Source organism: Luteirhabdus pelagi (assembly GCF_016827595.1).
Classification (GTDB): domain Bacteria; phylum Bacteroidota; class Bacteroidia; order Flavobacteriales; family Flavobacteriaceae; genus Luteirhabdus; species Luteirhabdus pelagi.
In genome coordinates this window covers 801,095-816,797 of sequence record NZ_JAECMS010000002.1, presented here as the reverse complement: position 1 = coordinate 816,797, position 15,703 = coordinate 801,095, and the positions used below count along the sequence as shown (strand labels likewise).

Here is a 15,703-nt window from a genome sequence, read left to right as displayed (position 1 = left end):
AGTAAAATCTTTTTATTTAACAAACAATTTGCATAACGTTTCGGGTTTTTTATTGTTATAATTTTTTTCTAGGGATAAGTTATTGAGCTTAAAAAACTTTAAAAATATTATTAAGAATTATTCTAAATAAGATTGGTTTTTTAAAACCAGTACATTACATTTGTCTTCTATTTAAAATCATTCTAAATAATTTTATTACCAATGAGAACTCTATTTTCCCTACTATTTATCTTGCAGTTTACATATATATTGGCGCAAACAAATCCTCAAAAAATGGATACTATACAACAAAAGACGGAACGCCTAAAAGAAGTGATTGTATCCGCTAACACCATACTGGGCAGTAAATTTGAGATTAAAAACAAAACAGGTTCTGCGAGCTATATTTCCGAAGAGGATTTAAAAAAATTTTCATATACAAATATCAATAGGGTATTACAAACGGTTCCAGGAATTAATATTTACGAAGAGGATGGTTTTGGACTACGTCCAAATATAAGTTTGCGAGGTACATCGCCTGAGCGTAGTGCAAAAATAAATTTGATGGAAGATGGCGTTCTCATTGCCCCAGCACCCTACAGCGCACCTGCCGCCTATTATTTCCCAACTATTGGGCGTATGCAGGCCGTCGAAATCTTGAAAGGAAGCAGTCAAATTCAATATGGACCCAACACCACTGGCGGTGCCATTAATATGATTTCTTCCCGAATTCCTGATGAATTTTCTGGACGAGCTTCCATTGCCGCAGGGAATTATGGCTCAAGAAACACGCAATTAGTCATTGGTGATAGCTATCAAAACTTTGGATTTGTAACGGATTATTTCAATTACAGCTCAGACGGTTTTAAGGATTTAGATGGCGGTGGCAATACAGGATTTGATAAATCTGATTATTTGGCGAAGTTTAGGGTTAACTCAAATTTAGATGCAAAAATGTATCAGTCACTAACATTTAAAATCCAATATTCTGAAGAAGAGGCAAACGAAACTTACTTGGGATTGACCGATGAAGATTTTGAAGAAAACCCTTATAGAAGATACAGGGCGTCGTCCGAAGATGTAATGAACGCCGAACATCAACAATACCAACTTACCCATTTTATACAAATATCCCCTTCGTTAAATATAAATACTACCGGCTACTTAAATAAATTCAAGCGCAATTGGTACAAATTGGACGATGTAAATTTAGGCGAAAGGGTGAGCATTAGTAACATCCTGTCCTCACCACAGGATTATCCCTTAGAATACCAAACCATTTTAGGAAACGAAAACACCCAAGACGATGTTATGGGCATAAAAGCAAATAACAGAACATACACCTCAAATGGTGTTCAATCCATTGCCAAATTACGATGGGGTTCTGATTGGATACAAACCCTAGAAGTGGGTCTACGCTACCACGAAGATGACGAGGATAGATTTCAGTGGGTGGACAGGTACGCATTTCAAAACCAAGAATTAATACAAACCACAGTGGCTGAAAAAGGAACTGACGCTAATCGTATAAGCAGTGCAAAAGCATTGGCGGCGCACCTCTTGTACACCCTTAAAATTGAGAACCTGACATTAACACCTGGCTTGCGCTATGAAAATATAACCCTTACCCGAACGGATTATGGCACCAGCGACCCAAACAGAACTGGTCAGGATTTAGCTATTCGCGAGAACAAAGTAGATGTATGGATTCCCGGCATAGGTACTAATTACAGATTCAATAACTATATATCGATCTTCGGTGGGGTACATAAAGGGTTTTCGCCACCAAGTAATACACCGGGACAAAATGCAGAAGAAAGTATTAATTATGAGTTGGGTTCTCGATTTGGCTTTAAAGGTTTTTCAGGGGAACTTGTCGGGTTCTACAATGATTATCAAAATCTGTTGGGAAGTGATTTGGCCGCGACAGGCGGTACAGGCAGCCTTGACCAGTTTAATGCAGGTGAAGTGCGAGTAAGTGGCCTTGAACTTTTGCTTAATTACAATTTGCTATACAATACATCAGAGAAATTTAAACTTCCTCTATCGATTTCCTATACGCTTACCGATACCGAATTCCTGACCAGTTTTGACAGTAACGAAGATATCTATGGGGTGGTTACCAAAGGGGATGAAATACCATACATTGCAAAAAACCAATTAAATGCAACCTTAGGGCTACAGAATAAGAAATTTGAAGTAAACCTAAATACGCGCTATACAGGTGCATTTAGAACCAAGGCTGGTTCTGGACCAATTCCAGAAAACTTCAAAGTAGATTCTAATTTCATCTTTGACTTATCTGTTCAATATTTTTTAAATGAAAATTTTATGCTATCAACAAACATAATAAACTTATTTAATTCAGAATATCCTGTATCTCGCGTACCAGCAGGTTTACGTCCCGGTCATCCTTTTGGAATCAATTTTGCCGTCGGTTACGGATTTTAAAGTAATCTTTATTTGATGACAAAAGTCATATTTTTTGAAAACCGATTATTTTAAATTCGTAGCGTAAAATTAAAGTTTATGATAAATCAAAAAATAATAACATAAACTAATTTTTTAACATTTTTTTTAAATTTTTGATATAAAATCATTAATTTTATTACGTGAAATCTTTTTTTACCAAAATATTGGCCTTCTTTTTAGCAGCTACTATATTTTTTAGCACAGCTTCATTTACAGTAGATATGCACTTTTGCTGCAATAAATTGGTTGATATGGCACTCTTTGGAAAAGCCAAAGTATGTGCAGACAAGGCTCAAAAAAAAGATTTAAACACAAAACAGTGTACTTCTCTTCAAGAAAAAGATTGCTGCAGCAACCAAACTTTGATTAAAACAGGTGATGACACCATAAAAAAGGCTCAGACCCAACTTGAGTATGAAGATATACTCTTTCTTAACACCTTTTTTTACACTTACCTCAATCTATTTGAAGGGCTTGAAAAAAACATCATTCCTTTTGAACAATATAGGCCGCCCTTGTTGTCTAAGGATATACAGGTTCTTCACGAGACATATTTAATTTGATTTTCTTACTTGCAGATTGATCATATCAATCTGTATCCTCTATTATAGTCAAAGAACAACTTCTGGCTAAACATTGTTGTATCCATTACCCAACAACACAATTTATCAAATTAACCCAGTAAGGTTAAAACCTTACAAACTATTGAGCCGAATACTCAATAGTAACACCAATACTATAATGAGCTCACCAAAAGAATTCTGGATTAAGAATATGGTTTGTAGCAGATGCCTTAAAGTTATAAAACAAGAACTACAAGAATTAGATATTACTGTACTCTCATTAGAGCTAGGAAGGTTATTGGTAGAAGCACCTAACCTAAATGAAGCTGCTATAACGGACAACGTAACAAGGGTGCTTCACACAAATAGTTTCAAAATTGTAGAAAATGAAGAAGAGATGCTGGTTGAAAGAATCAAAATTCTACTAATCGAGCAACTTGTTGAACTACCATTGGATATGAAAGTGAAGACCTCAGAACTCTTGGCCTCAGCATTGCATCGTGACTATAAGACACTGAGCAAACTATTTTCAACCATTGAAAAATCAACCATTGAAAAGTATTTCATCAAATTGAAGATAGAGAAGGTTAAAGAACTTATCCAACTTAAACAACATTCCTTCTCTGACATAGGTTACCTATTGGACTATAGCAGCGTAAATCATTTATCCAGACAGTTTAAGGAAGTGGTGGGAATGAGTATGACAGATTACAAGAACACAGGAAATTGGAAACGGAATTTCTATGATGAAATTATATAGATATCAATGAAAGTTATGCAGATAAAGGTCTGCAACAGTCATTAATTTTAACAAATTAAATCAAACCAAAAATGAAAAAATTTGTCATCGCATTACTGCTCATCCCTTATCTGGGAATAGCTCAAACTTTAGAAAATTTAGACTACATCTCGCCTTTTAACGATGGCGTTGCCGCCATTAAAAAAGGGAACGAATGGGGTTTTATTGACCAAGAAGGAAAATTAATCATTGATTTTCGAAATGATTTGGTGGTAACCAAAACAGACAACGCCAATTACCCAATCTTTGAAGACGATAGATGCTTGATTGCCCATCATAAGGATGGGGTGCTCTATTATGGATATATAAATAAAGAAGGGGAAACTGTTATTGCACCTCAATTTCTTAACGCCACCAATTTTAATAACAAAAAGGCAATAGCACTAAAGGTACACAAAGAGACCATTGGCTATAATGATATTTTCAAAAAGGACGTGGTAAGCTATCATTACTTTGAAGTGGTTATAGATAAAACCGGAACGACGATTGACCACTTAACACAACTGGCCTTACACGTTTCGCCACAGAACATAAAAAATAGTGGTTCCCCAACCATAACATCAAAATTTATTTCGGCCAATTTGGTCGCCGTAAAAGGAAACAACTCTAAATGGCAAATCAAAAAAATCGATTAGTAAATATTATACTAAAACAAAAACTTAAAAATTCAGCCCGATTAATAGCTGATAACCCATTCCCTCTCTATAACCCAATTAGCTATTGGGAATGGGTTTAAAAATAAATTTATGTCTAATTAAATAACAAAGAAAATGAGAACACTATTTATTGGTTTACTGGCAATTGGCCTTTTCAGTTTATTCAGCTGCAAACAAGAAACAGACACGCAAGCACTACTGGAAAATCCTAAGACGCGCACAGAGGTTTTTAATAGCATTGTTGAGAACGATGCATATATGGCCGAGTTTATGAAAAGTATGCACGGAAATCCAGCAACAATGAAAATGATGCAAGGCAACAAAAAAATGATGGGTTCTATGATGAATGGACAGGGTATGCAAATGATGATGAAGGATAGCACAATGATGCATTCAATGATGAACAGAATGATGGACGATGGAAAAATGATGGGAAATATGATGAAAATGATGCACGAAAAAGGAATGATGAGTGAAGATTGTATGGAATCCTGTTCTATGATGATGAAAGATAAGGGAATGGATATGATGTATATGAACAATGAAACAGAAAACAATCATTCTGAACATCACTAATTTCTAACCCATAAAGCAAAGCACAATGAAAAACAGTCACTGGATATGGATGGTCATCGGATGTGGACTACCGTTGCTATTTATTTTTTTAGCACCATCGTTTGGTATAGGAAGCAGTTCTTCTCTGTTCATTTTCATCCTCGTTATGTTCGGTATCCATTTGTTTATGCCCCACGGTTCACATCGGCACGGAAGATCCAATAATCGTAAGCATCGGGATGGCAATAACAATCAATCTGAACAGAACACAAAAGAAGAACACAAAAGACATCAAGATCACTAATAAATAAAACACAATGAAGCAAAAATTTCAAATAAACGGAATCAGTTGTGGTGGATGTGTAGCAAGGGTCAAGAAGACTTTGGAAGAACATCCCAATATCGAAAAGGCAGAAATTTTTCTGGCGCCAAAAGGCGCAACGTTTATCACGATGACAGAAAAACTTTCAATTACTGAATTACAAAAGCAACTCAGCAAACTTAACGGATACACAATTACAGAAATAAATTAATAACAACTAAAACCAAAAATTATGCATTTATACGACGGACATTTTGGAGGTATGCACCTAATATGGTGGATTATATGGATAATATTTATTGCTTGGATATTCTTTATCCCAACAGATATTCCCTATCAAAAAACTAAGAAGGACAGCCCGCTCGATATTCTCAAAAACCGCTTTGCAAAAGGTGAAATATCCAAGGAAGAATTCGAAGAATCTAAAAAGATTATAAACTCGGACAACTAAATTAAAACTAAAAATTATGTATCGATTAAACGTAAAGAAATTAGGATTCGCATTCGGGCTTACCGGAGCGTTAATTTACTTGGGCTGTATGATTGTAATGGCAACAGCAGGCCGAGAAGCCACTATAGATTTTTTCAACAGCCTATTGCACGGTTTAGACACCACGAGCATTATTAGGATGGATGTACCCTTATGGGAAGCAGGATTAGGAATAGTACAAACATTTATTTTGGGATGGCTAATCGGTGCCTGTATCGCTGCTTTTTATAACGCTCAAATAAAAAAACAGTAAGGTTTATGCAATACGTCTGGTTTATATGGTCACTTATAATTCTCGCTCTTTGGGCGGCAATCTATTTGTCAAAAAAAAGGCATAGAAAAGAGATGCTCAAAATGAGCCTTATAACAATGCCTTTTGGTTTAACTGAACCTTTGTTTGTTCCAGAATATTGGTTTCCACCTTCGCTGTTCAATTTGGCTATAAAAACAGGTTTTGATATAGAAAGCCTTATCTTTTCTTTTGCTATTGGCGGGATTGGCACGGTACTCTATAACCTTACTTTTAAGCGAAGCCTCGTTGAAATACCACAGAGCGAGCGTGGACACCAACGACATAAGCTACATATTTATATACTTTTTGTGCCTGCGCTGGTCTTTTTTATACTTGCCCTATTTACATCGCTCAACCACATTTATTGTGGGATTATCGCTTTGTTCATAGGTGGTTTGGCAACACTCTATTGCCGTCCAGATTTAAATAAGAAGATTTGGGTCGGAGGAATCTTGTTTACAGTACTGTACTTCATTTATTTCGGAAGTATCCTTCCGTTTTATCCTCAATATGTGGAGCTGTACTGGAATCTTGACAACCTGACCCATATTCTTTTCTTGGGTGTACCCATAGAAGAACTACTGTTCGCCTTCACTTTTGGAATGTACTGGTCTGGATTATATGAACACTTGTATTGGAGAAAACTTATAAAACCGAAAGGAATTTTAACCAACTAAAACATTCGAATTATGAAAATACTATTGGCAGTAGACGGTTCAGACTTTAGCAAAGCTGCTGTAGATGAAATCAATAAAATGATATTACCATCATATGCTGAAATCTGCATTATAAATGTATATGAGTTTCCCACTATGATTGGCCCAGAATTAATGGCCACAGGTGGAAGCTTGAACAACTACTACGAAGATTTCATAAGTGGTGCTAAAACAATAGGTAATAAAATTGTTTCGGAAGCCAGCGATGTTCTAAAGAGCAAAAACGAAGCTCTTAACATAACTACTATCGTTGTGAGCGGACTACCCAAAAGTGCCATCCTCGAAAAAGCCGAGGATTGGAAAGCAGATTTAATCGTAGTGGGCTCTCAAGGTCAAGGTGCGTTGTCGCGCTTACTTTTAGGCTCTGTTTCCCAATATTTAGCCACCCACGCCAAGTGCTCGGTACTTATTGCAAGAGGTAAAGATGAAGGGTGAATGAAATATGAACAACTAACAAATGAAAGATAGCCACCAACATAAGAAAATAATGTCATCTGCCTGCAAGGTAACGGATGATATCTGCCTTCCAGATTCTGACCTACCTCGCGTAGTTATCATTGGTGGTGGTTTTGCTGGTCTGGCATTGGTAGAAAAATTGAAACACAAAGAAGTACAAGTTGTATTGTTCAATAAAAACAACTTCCATCAATTTCAACCTTTATTCTATCAAGTGGCAACGAGTGCTTTGGAGCCAGACAGCATTGTGTTTCCATTTAGAAAACAATTTAAGGGATATAAAAATGTAGTGTTCCGCTTGGCGGAAGTCGAGGAAATTCAACCCTCATCAAATACATTAACAACTACCAAAGGAAAAGTCCACTACGACTATCTCGTATTGGCAACGGGTACGACCACAAATTTTTTCGGAATGGATTCCGTAGCCCAAAACAGCTTAGGGATGAAGGATATTCGTGATTCCCTCAACATTCGCCATATGATGCTGCAAAACTTAGAACAAGCAGCCATTACCTGCGATGATGATGAACGTGATTCCCTAACAAATTTCGTTATTGTTGGAGGTGGTCCCGCTGGTGTAGAAATGGCAGGAGCTTTGGCTGAATTTTGCAAATACATTCTACCGAAGGATTACCCAGAATACCCTGCTTCCATAATGAACATTTATTTGATAGAAGCTATTGACGAGTTGTTAAGCACAATGTCAGACAAAGCATCATCAAAAACTTTAAAGTATCTGAAAGACTTAAATGTAAAAGTACTATTCAACGAGTCGGTAAGTGATTATGACGGTTCAGAGGTTACTACGAAAAGCGGAAAGAAAATTTTAGCAAGAAACCTCATCTGGACGGCAGGTGTAAAAGGACAATTCCCCAAAGGTATAGATGAAAAACACCTGGTTTGGGGTAACCGCTTAAAAACTGACTCGTTTTTAATGGTAGAAGGCTACAAAAATATTTTTGCCGTGGGAGATATAGCGGCAATGATTACTACAGACACACCCAAAGGGCATCCACAAGTAGCCCAAACAGCAATCCAGCAAGGCAAATATTTAGGTAATGTATTATTGAAAATTATTAAGGATGAAGGCGTAAAACCTTTTGAATACAAAGACAAAGGTTCATTGGCCACAGTAGGAAAACGAAAGGCTGTTGCCGATTTAGGCAAATTCAAATTTGCTGGTTATTTCGCTTGGTTGCTATGGTCAATTGTACACTTGTTATCTATAAGTGGATTTAGAAATAGATTGATGGTTGGTTTTAATTGGGCGGTTAGCTATTTCACATATGAAAAAAGCAACCGCCTAATTATTAGGAATTTTAAACCAAAAACTAAAGATTCACAAACAAAACGAAAAAAGGACAATAAAGAAGAAGTCAAAAACATAACCTAATAATGCTAGAGAAAAAAACATATAGAGGAATACAGACCGTATTTAGCGTCACTTCAAAAGGCCTGAATAACACAGGTATTCTCCTTCTCATTACCGTTATCATAGCAATGGTATGGGCAAATTCCCCTTGGCAAGAAATGTACCGTAGCTTAATGAAAATGGACATTTCCTTTACAGTAGGTAGTTTTGAAATCACCGAGCCCCTTCTACTTTGGATTAATGATGGCTTAATGGCATTGTTTTTCCTACAAGTTGGTTTGGAATTAAAACGTGAAATTTTGGGCGGGAAACTATCGACTCCTCAAAATGCCGTACTCCCTATCGGTGCTGCCATAGGAGGTATGGTTTTTCCCGCCTTATTATATTTTCTCTTTAACACTACTGGTGAAGCATCTCAAGGTTGGGGAATTCCGATGGCGACAGACATCGCTTTTTCCTTAGGTATTTTGGCTTTGTTCGGAAAACGTTTGCCCATAGCCCTACGAGTATTTTTAGTAACTCTTGCCGTAGTGGATGATTTAGGCGGTGTATTGGTGATTGCGCTGTTTTACACCTCTGGTATTTCTATTATGGATTTATTTCACGGATTACTGTTCTTTGGTCTTTTAATCATAGGCAATTATGCGGGGATTAGGAAAACGTGGTTTTATGCCATTATAGGGATAGGTGGCGTTTGGTTAGCTTTCTTCTTTTCAGGCATTCACCCTACCATAGCAGGAATCCTTACAGCTTTTGCGATTCCAGGAAGAGTAAAAATTAAGGAGGACACTTTTCTAAAGCGTTTAAGCAATCTACACACACGTTTCATAAAGATTAAGCCCGTAAAAGGAACACTTATTTCCAACGAGCAACTTGAAATATTGGAAGAAATCAAAAACACAAGTTCAGAAGCCGAAACTCCCCTCCAAAAATTAGAAAAATCGCTAAATCCTATTGTAAGTTTTGTGGTGCTGCCGCTTTTTGCACTTGCCAATGCAGGCATACATTTACACGGAGAAGTGGGTAAAGTATTGCTCAGCCCAATTAGTTTAGGTATAGGCGCAGGCCTGGTTTTTGGCAAATTTTTAGGCATTATTTCTTTTACAAGACTACTTGTTGCATTAAAATTGGCAAAAATACCAGATGCTATTAATTGGAATCAAATATATGGAGTCGCTTTTCTTGGAGGAATCGGGTTTACAATGTCATTGTTTATCAATGAACTGGCATTTACAAACGAAGAATTTATTTATACCGCAAAAGTAAGCATCCTATTTGCTTCTTTAATTGCTGGCACAATAGGTTCAATTATACTTTTAAAAAATACTAAAAAACTTAAAATTAAAAACGTATGAAAAAAATTGCAGTTATAGGTTACGGAGTCATTGGAAAAAGAGTGGCCGATGCCATCAATCTACAAGACGATATGAAGCTTTCAGGTGTTTGCGATATCATCAGCGATTGGCGTATTCAAAATGCAGTAAGAAAGAATTACGACATATACGCAGCAACTCAAGATGCAGCTCATAATATGAAATCTCAAGGGATTTCTGTTAAAGGCAATATGCAGGAACTTTTAAAGAAATCAGACCTTGTTGTGGACTGTACGCCTAAAAAGATTGCTGCTCAAAATGTAGCGATTTATAAAGAACAGATTATAAAATTCATTTTGCACGGTGGCGAAAAACACGAAACTACAGGACATTCCTTTAGTGCGGAAAACAACTATCAATCTGCTATAAACTTGAATGCGACAAGGGTTGTTTCCTGCAATACCACGTCTATTTTAAGAACATTAACCGCTTTAAAAAGAGCTAATTTATTGGATTATGCAAGAGGAACACTTTTAAGAAGAGCTACAGACCCTTGGGAAAGTCATTTGGGTGGTATTATGAATACGATGGTTCCCGAAAAAGATATTCCAAGCCATCAAGGTCCGGATGCTAAAAGTGTTGACCCAGAATTGGATGTCATCACCGCAGCAGTAAAAGTACCGCAAACCTTAAGCCATATGCACTACTGGAATGTGAAATTGAAAAAGCAGTCGACAAAGCAAGAAGTGCTAAATGCCTTTAAAACTTCAAGTCGTATTAAACTAATTCGATATGACCAAGGCTTGGTTTCTAACAACACCATCAAGGAAATGTTCTTAGATATGGGAAGACCTTGGGGCGATATGTATGAAGTTGCTCTTTGGGAAGATATGCTGAAAGTAAAGGGAGACGAACTCTTTTATGCCTACGTGGTAGACAACCAAGCTATTGTTATCCCAGAAACCATAGATGCTATTAGAGCACTAACTGGAATTGAAACAGATGGGGGGAAATCCATCGCCAAAACCAATGAAAGCTTAGGAATTCATTAATCCTCTTTTAAATGAAAACAGATATAAATATCACAGAGCTTTTAGGAGACAAAGCTGATTTCTACTTGAATCACGTTTGTGAAAGAATCACAAAAGATGAATTGCAGACACCAAGTAAAAATAGTCTTGAAAAAGTATTTGTCAATAGCAACAGAAATCCACAGGTAATAAGAAGCCTTAACCAATTATACAACCACGGCAATCTTGGTGGCACAGGCTATTTGAGTATTCTTCCAGTAGACCAAGGCATTGAGCATAGCGCAACCTTTTCATTCTACAAGAACCCGGATTATTTTGACCCTGAGAACATTATAAAACTTGCTATCGAAGCGGGTTGTAATGGTGTGGCATCTACGTTTGGAGTATTGGGCTTGAACGCTCGAAAGTATGCCCATAAAATCCCTTTTATCGTTAAGATTAACCATAATGAGTTACTCACCTATCCAAATAAATATGACCAAACGCTCTTTGGTAATGTAAAAACCGCTTGGGATATGGGAGCAATTGCCGTAGGAGCTACGATTTATTTCGGTTCAGCAGAAAGCAACAGACAGCTAAAAGAAATAGCTGAAGCTTTTGAAGAAGCCCATAATCTGGGAATGGCCACCATCTTATGGTGCTATACACGGAACGAGGCATTTAAAACCAACAAGGAAGATTATCACGCAGCTGCCGATGTAACTGGGCAGGCAAACCATTTGGGTGTTACTATTCAAGCAGACATCATCAAACAAAAATTACCCACCAATAATTTTGGTTTCAAAGAGATAGGATTTGGAAAATATGATGGTGAAATGTATAAAACCCTAACCACAGACCATCCCATAGACCTTTGCCGATTACAAGTTGCTAATTGCTATATGGGTAAAATAGGACTGATTAACTCAGGAGGTGGGTCCAAAGGTGAGTCTGATTTGGTTGAAGCTTTAACAACTGCCGTTATCAATAAAAGGGCTGGCGGCTCTGGGCTGATAATGGGAAGGAAAGCATTTCAAAAGCCCTTCGGTGAAGGCGTGAAAATATTACAATCTGTTCAGGAAGTGTATCTGGATAATAAAATTAATATAGCATAATCAACAGAATGTTTGACACTGAGATAAAATCATTAAAATCACTTAACCACTACCTTCTCAAACTGGTAGAAAGTCGCTTATGGCTTAAGGTAATCATTGCTTTGTTTTTAGGTGTCGGATTTGGTTTGTTGTTAAGCCCACAAAATGGATGGATTTCTAAAGAAACCGCAGATATCGCGGGGAATTGGCTGGCATTGCCTGGTGTACTATTTCTGAAACTGGTTCAAATGATTATGATTCCGTTGATTGTGGCTTCTATCATCACAGGAATCGTAAGCAACGATAAGGATAGTCTAAAAAAACTTGGCGGTGGTGTTTTACTGTATTTTTTGGGCACAACAATAGTTTCGGTTAGCATAGGTACGATACTATCCCAAATTTTTAGACCGGGTCGTTTTCTTCATCAACAATCACTAAAAGAGCATAATGAAATTATGGCAGTTTCAACTGATGAACCCGAGCTTTCCTTCGGAATTGAAACAATTCCTGATGCCATCTCAAACCTGCTTCCCGAAAACCCCTTGGCATCAATGGTAAGCGGTGAAATGTTGAGTATCGTGATTTTCACAATCATTATTGGTGTAGCTGTGCTATCACTAGAAAATGCCTTACTGCGCCCAGTAAAGCTGCTTCTAAGTGCCATTCAGGAAGTCTGTATGACAGTAGTGAAATGGTCAATGCTTCTAGTGCCTATTGCTGTTTTCGGTCTTATGGCGCAGCTTACCTCTAGTGTTGGTTTAAGTTCTCTTTCCGGTCTCACCTATTATGTTGGTGTCGTCCTGCTCGGTCTATTACTTTTGGTAATTTTCTATTTAGGGCTAATTGTGCTTCTTGGAAAAGCAAACCCTATGCATTTCCTAAAAAAAATAAGGGACGTTCAATTATTGGCCTTTTCAACCACAAGCTCTGCGGCCGTGATGCCACTTTCCCTTCAAACAGCCGAAGAAGAATTGAAGGTTGACAAGACCATTGGCAATTTTATTATTCCCATAGGTGCAACCGTCAATATGGATGGCACTGCACTCTATCAAACCATAACTACGCTATTCATAGCCCAAGCCTATGGCTTGGAAATGAGTTTGCTCAATATTATTGTGGTCATCGTAACCATCGTTGCTGCTTCAATCGGCACACCTGCCATTCCCGGAGGTGGTGTGGTGATACTCGCTTCTGTTTTGGGAAGTGTCGGTATTCCAGCCGAAGGCATCATCATTATTATTGGTGTAGAAAGATTGTTGGGAATGTTCAGGACTGCTGTAAACGTAACGGGTGACCTCACAGCTTGTATGGTTTTTAATAGGTTTTATGGTAAAACCCCAATATTGGTTAATGATAAAACTTTAAAAATATGACATTACTACTCATATCCATATTTTTCATTTTTCCTGTGGTTGCTATAGCAGGATACCAACATTATAAGATTGTTAAGCACCCAGCTTATGATGCTGACAAAACACTCTTAAATTATGAAATTATAGGTGCGGGTGAAAACAAACTCGTTTTGCTGCACGGTTTGACAGGGTCATTGAATTATTGGAAACGCAATTTAGAAAGCATTTCAAAAACACACACTTTGCTATTAATAGACCTTTTGGGTTTTGGTGATTCGCCAAAACCACAAAGTGATTATTCGCTTTCAGTTCAACTTAAAGCTTTAGAATTGGTTTTGCAAAAAGAAGGATTCAATGATGGAAAAACCATAGTTGCCGGTCATTCTATGGGCGCTATAATTTCAATGGCCCTATTGGAAAAACACTCAAATTGGCTCAAAGCAGGCATTTTTATTGGAATACCTGTTTATCAGGATGCAGATGAATTTAAAAAAATTATGTCCTCACATTCCTTTGTGGACAGAATATCAACAAGCAGATTCTCTAAATACATCTGTATGATTCATCCCATTTTTATGTCGCGTGCATTCAAGCCTGACAACCTCACGGATGATGTTTATGAAGATGCAAAAAAACACCATTGGCAGAGCTACTATTATTCGCTTACGAGGATAATCCTAAAAACAGATTTATACGGGATTGCAAGAAAGATTAGAAACACAAAAGTGCTTTTCATTCACGGAGCAAAGGACACTACTGCACCGCTCAAAAATGCTATAGACTTATCAAGAGAATTTACAAACGTAAAAACTGTTACCTCTACAGGGGGAGACCATCAGTTCTTTCTAAAAGAAGCAGAATTTGTATGGAAGACCATCCAAGATTTTTCTGTTTCAGATAAAAAATCACAAAAAACAATTTTAAATGAATACTAATAAAATTAAACATATAGGTGTATTTACCTCTGGAGGTGATAGTCCAGGGATGAATTCAGCCTTGTACGCCATTGCAAAAACGGCTGAAGCAACTGGTATAAAAGTTAGTGGTTTTAGAAAAGGATATGAAGGATTGATAGACGGTGACTTGGTTCAATTTAAATCACACGAATTACAAAAACTGACCCAAAAGGGTGGCACAATTCTAAAGACCGCACGAAGCAAACGTTTTCTCGAACTGGAAGGTCGAAAAAAAGCCCTGCAAACCCTAAATGCAAACAAAATAGACGCCCTGATTGCCATAGGTGGCGATGGTACATTTAAGGGATTACTTGCTTTTTCAGAAATATGCGATATCCCATTCATAGGGATTCCCGGGACTATTGACAACGATATTTCTGGCACTGATTATACCCTTGGTTTTGATTCTGCAGTAAACACAGCAATTGAAAATATTGATAAAATAAAAGACACAGCCGAATCTCACAACCGCGTATTTATTGTAGAAGTAATGGGCAGGGATTCGGGTTACATTGCCATTCATTCAGGACTTGCCACGGGAGCAGATGCCATTTTAATTCCCGAGAGCGGCAAAGACCTCATTTATCTATTGGATAAGGTTAAAAATTACGATAGCGAAGATGCTTTTCTTGTCGTGGTTTCTGAAGGGGATGAAATAGGAGCCGAACTTGTTTCATCAAAAATAAAGGAAGTCAATCCCAATGTCGATTTACGCATAACAAAGCTTGGCCACATACAGCGAGGTGGAAATCCCTCTGCTTTAGATAGGATGTTGGGTATTAGGCTTGGGGTGGAAGCCGTAAAATCACTTTTACAAAGTGAAAATAATGTAATGGTTGGGATTTTAAACAATCAATTGCACTTTACTTCTTTTGAAGAAGTGGTCAAACAACATGAAGTAAATAAAGAGTTGAAAGAACTTTTAGAACTATTTGGTAAACAAAAACGAGAAAAATGAAAACATACACAGAGGAAAGACCTTGGGGAAACTTTGAACGCTTTACCCATAATGAAATAAGCACCGTAAAAATACTTACGGTCAATCCAAACGAAGAGCTAAGCCTACAGTTTCACCATAACAGGGAGGAATTCTGGAGAGTAATGGATGGAACGGGAAGTTTCGTAATTGGCGACAAAATAAAAGTTGGCAGGAAAGGGGACGAATTTTTTATCCCGAAGGAAACCGTACATCAAATAAAAACATCTGATTCTTCGGTAAGTATCCTTGAAATTTCTTTTGGAAATTTTGATGAAAACGATATTGTCAGGCTAAAGGACAAATACAACAGGGAAGACCCCAAATAAA

18 protein-coding genes are annotated in these 15,703 nt (G+C 37.3%); all 18 read left to right on the top strand.

Translation table 11 applies throughout. From position 1 onward, the window contains the following. Nucleotides 1-201 precede the first annotated feature (201 nt). The 18 genes from I4Q58_RS08575 to I4Q58_RS08490 all read left to right on the top strand — a co-directional run bounded on the left by I4Q58_RS08575 (nucleotide 202) and on the right by I4Q58_RS08490 (nucleotide 15,702). A complete protein-coding gene (locus tag I4Q58_RS08575) occupies nucleotides 202-2,430 on the top strand; it encodes a TonB-dependent receptor domain-containing protein (protein WP_203295445.1) in 2,229 nt (742 codons plus the stop codon). Nucleotides 2,431-2,591: 161 nt separating this feature from the next. After that, on the top strand, nucleotides 2,592-3,014 hold the full coding sequence (locus I4Q58_RS08570) for an HYC_CC_PP family protein (protein WP_085767738.1): 423 nt from the start codon (nucleotides 2,592-2,594) through the stop codon (nucleotides 3,012-3,014). 178 nt (nucleotides 3,015-3,192) lie between these two features. Beyond that, the gene (locus I4Q58_RS08565; protein ID WP_085767737.1) at nucleotides 3,193-3,774 is read left to right on the top strand and encodes a helix-turn-helix domain-containing protein; all 582 of its coding nucleotides are present in this window, start codon (nucleotides 3,193-3,195) and stop codon (nucleotides 3,772-3,774) included. 71 nt (nucleotides 3,775-3,845) lie between these two features. Continuing rightward, entirely contained in the window at nucleotides 3,846-4,448 is a 603-nt protein-coding gene (locus tag I4Q58_RS08560; protein ID WP_203295444.1) for a WG repeat-containing protein, read from the top strand. Between the two features lie 135 nt (nucleotides 4,449-4,583). Next, nucleotides 4,584-5,045 (top strand): hypothetical protein, encoded by a 462-nt coding sequence (locus tag I4Q58_RS08555; RefSeq protein ID WP_203295443.1) that lies wholly within the window; start codon nucleotides 4,584-4,586, stop codon nucleotides 5,043-5,045. A gap of 296 nt (nucleotides 5,046-5,341) precedes the next feature. Then, nucleotides 5,342-5,557: a heavy-metal-associated domain-containing protein gene (locus I4Q58_RS08550; RefSeq protein ID WP_085767733.1), complete on the top strand. Its 216-nt coding sequence runs from the start codon at nucleotides 5,342-5,344 to the stop codon at nucleotides 5,555-5,557. A 21-nt stretch (nucleotides 5,558-5,578) separates the two neighbouring features. Beyond that, nucleotides 5,579-5,797 (top strand): SHOCT domain-containing protein, encoded by a 219-nt coding sequence (locus I4Q58_RS08545; protein ID WP_085767732.1) that lies wholly within the window; start codon nucleotides 5,579-5,581, stop codon nucleotides 5,795-5,797. Nucleotides 5,798-5,813: 16 nt separating this feature from the next. Further along, entirely contained in the window at nucleotides 5,814-6,089 is a 276-nt protein-coding gene (locus I4Q58_RS08540) for a DUF5676 family membrane protein (protein ID WP_085767731.1), read from the top strand. A 101-nt stretch (nucleotides 6,090-6,190) separates the two neighbouring features. Continuing rightward, a complete protein-coding gene (locus I4Q58_RS08535) occupies nucleotides 6,191-6,805 on the top strand; it encodes a lycopene cyclase domain-containing protein (protein WP_236002862.1) in 615 nt (204 codons plus the stop codon). A gap of 12 nt (nucleotides 6,806-6,817) precedes the next feature. Continuing rightward, complete coding sequence (locus I4Q58_RS08530) at nucleotides 6,818-7,279, top strand: universal stress protein (RefSeq protein WP_203295441.1); 462 nt, start codon at nucleotides 6,818-6,820, stop codon at nucleotides 7,277-7,279. Nucleotides 7,280-7,301: 22 nt separating this feature from the next. Then, the gene (locus I4Q58_RS08525; protein ID WP_203295440.1) at nucleotides 7,302-8,693 is read left to right on the top strand and encodes an NAD(P)/FAD-dependent oxidoreductase; all 1,392 of its coding nucleotides are present in this window, start codon (nucleotides 7,302-7,304) and stop codon (nucleotides 8,691-8,693) included. A 2-nt stretch (nucleotides 8,694-8,695) separates the two neighbouring features. Further along, complete coding sequence (gene nhaA / locus I4Q58_RS08520; protein WP_203295439.1) at nucleotides 8,696-10,027, top strand: Na+/H+ antiporter NhaA; 1,332 nt, start codon at nucleotides 8,696-8,698, stop codon at nucleotides 10,025-10,027. Continuing rightward, on the top strand, nucleotides 10,024-11,037 hold the full coding sequence (locus tag I4Q58_RS08515) for a type II glyceraldehyde-3-phosphate dehydrogenase (protein ID WP_203295438.1): 1,014 nt from the start codon (nucleotides 10,024-10,026) through the stop codon (nucleotides 11,035-11,037). Before nhaA ends, I4Q58_RS08515 begins: the two co-directional genes overlap by 4 nt. 11 nt (nucleotides 11,038-11,048) lie before the next feature. Continuing rightward, a complete protein-coding gene (locus tag I4Q58_RS08510; RefSeq protein ID WP_203295437.1) occupies nucleotides 11,049-12,110 on the top strand; it encodes a class I fructose-bisphosphate aldolase in 1,062 nt (353 codons plus the stop codon). 8 nt (nucleotides 12,111-12,118) lie between these two features. Then, the gene (locus tag I4Q58_RS08505) at nucleotides 12,119-13,462 is read left to right on the top strand and encodes a dicarboxylate/amino acid:cation symporter (RefSeq protein WP_203295436.1); all 1,344 of its coding nucleotides are present in this window, start codon (nucleotides 12,119-12,121) and stop codon (nucleotides 13,460-13,462) included. Continuing rightward, nucleotides 13,459-14,376, top strand: a complete 918-nt coding sequence (locus I4Q58_RS08500) for an alpha/beta fold hydrolase (protein WP_013072809.1) — start codon at nucleotides 13,459-13,461, stop codon at nucleotides 14,374-14,376. The genes I4Q58_RS08505 and I4Q58_RS08500 overlap by 4 nt, the downstream gene beginning before the upstream one ends. Continuing rightward, complete coding sequence (locus I4Q58_RS08495) at nucleotides 14,366-15,355, top strand: ATP-dependent 6-phosphofructokinase (RefSeq protein ID WP_203295435.1); 990 nt, start codon at nucleotides 14,366-14,368, stop codon at nucleotides 15,353-15,355. The genes I4Q58_RS08500 and I4Q58_RS08495 overlap by 11 nt, the downstream gene beginning before the upstream one ends. Further along, complete coding sequence (locus I4Q58_RS08490; RefSeq protein WP_203295434.1) at nucleotides 15,352-15,702, top strand: phosphomannose isomerase type II C-terminal cupin domain; 351 nt, start codon at nucleotides 15,352-15,354, stop codon at nucleotides 15,700-15,702. Before I4Q58_RS08495 ends, I4Q58_RS08490 begins: the two co-directional genes overlap by 4 nt. The last annotated feature ends 1 nt before the right edge of the window (nucleotide 15,703 follow it).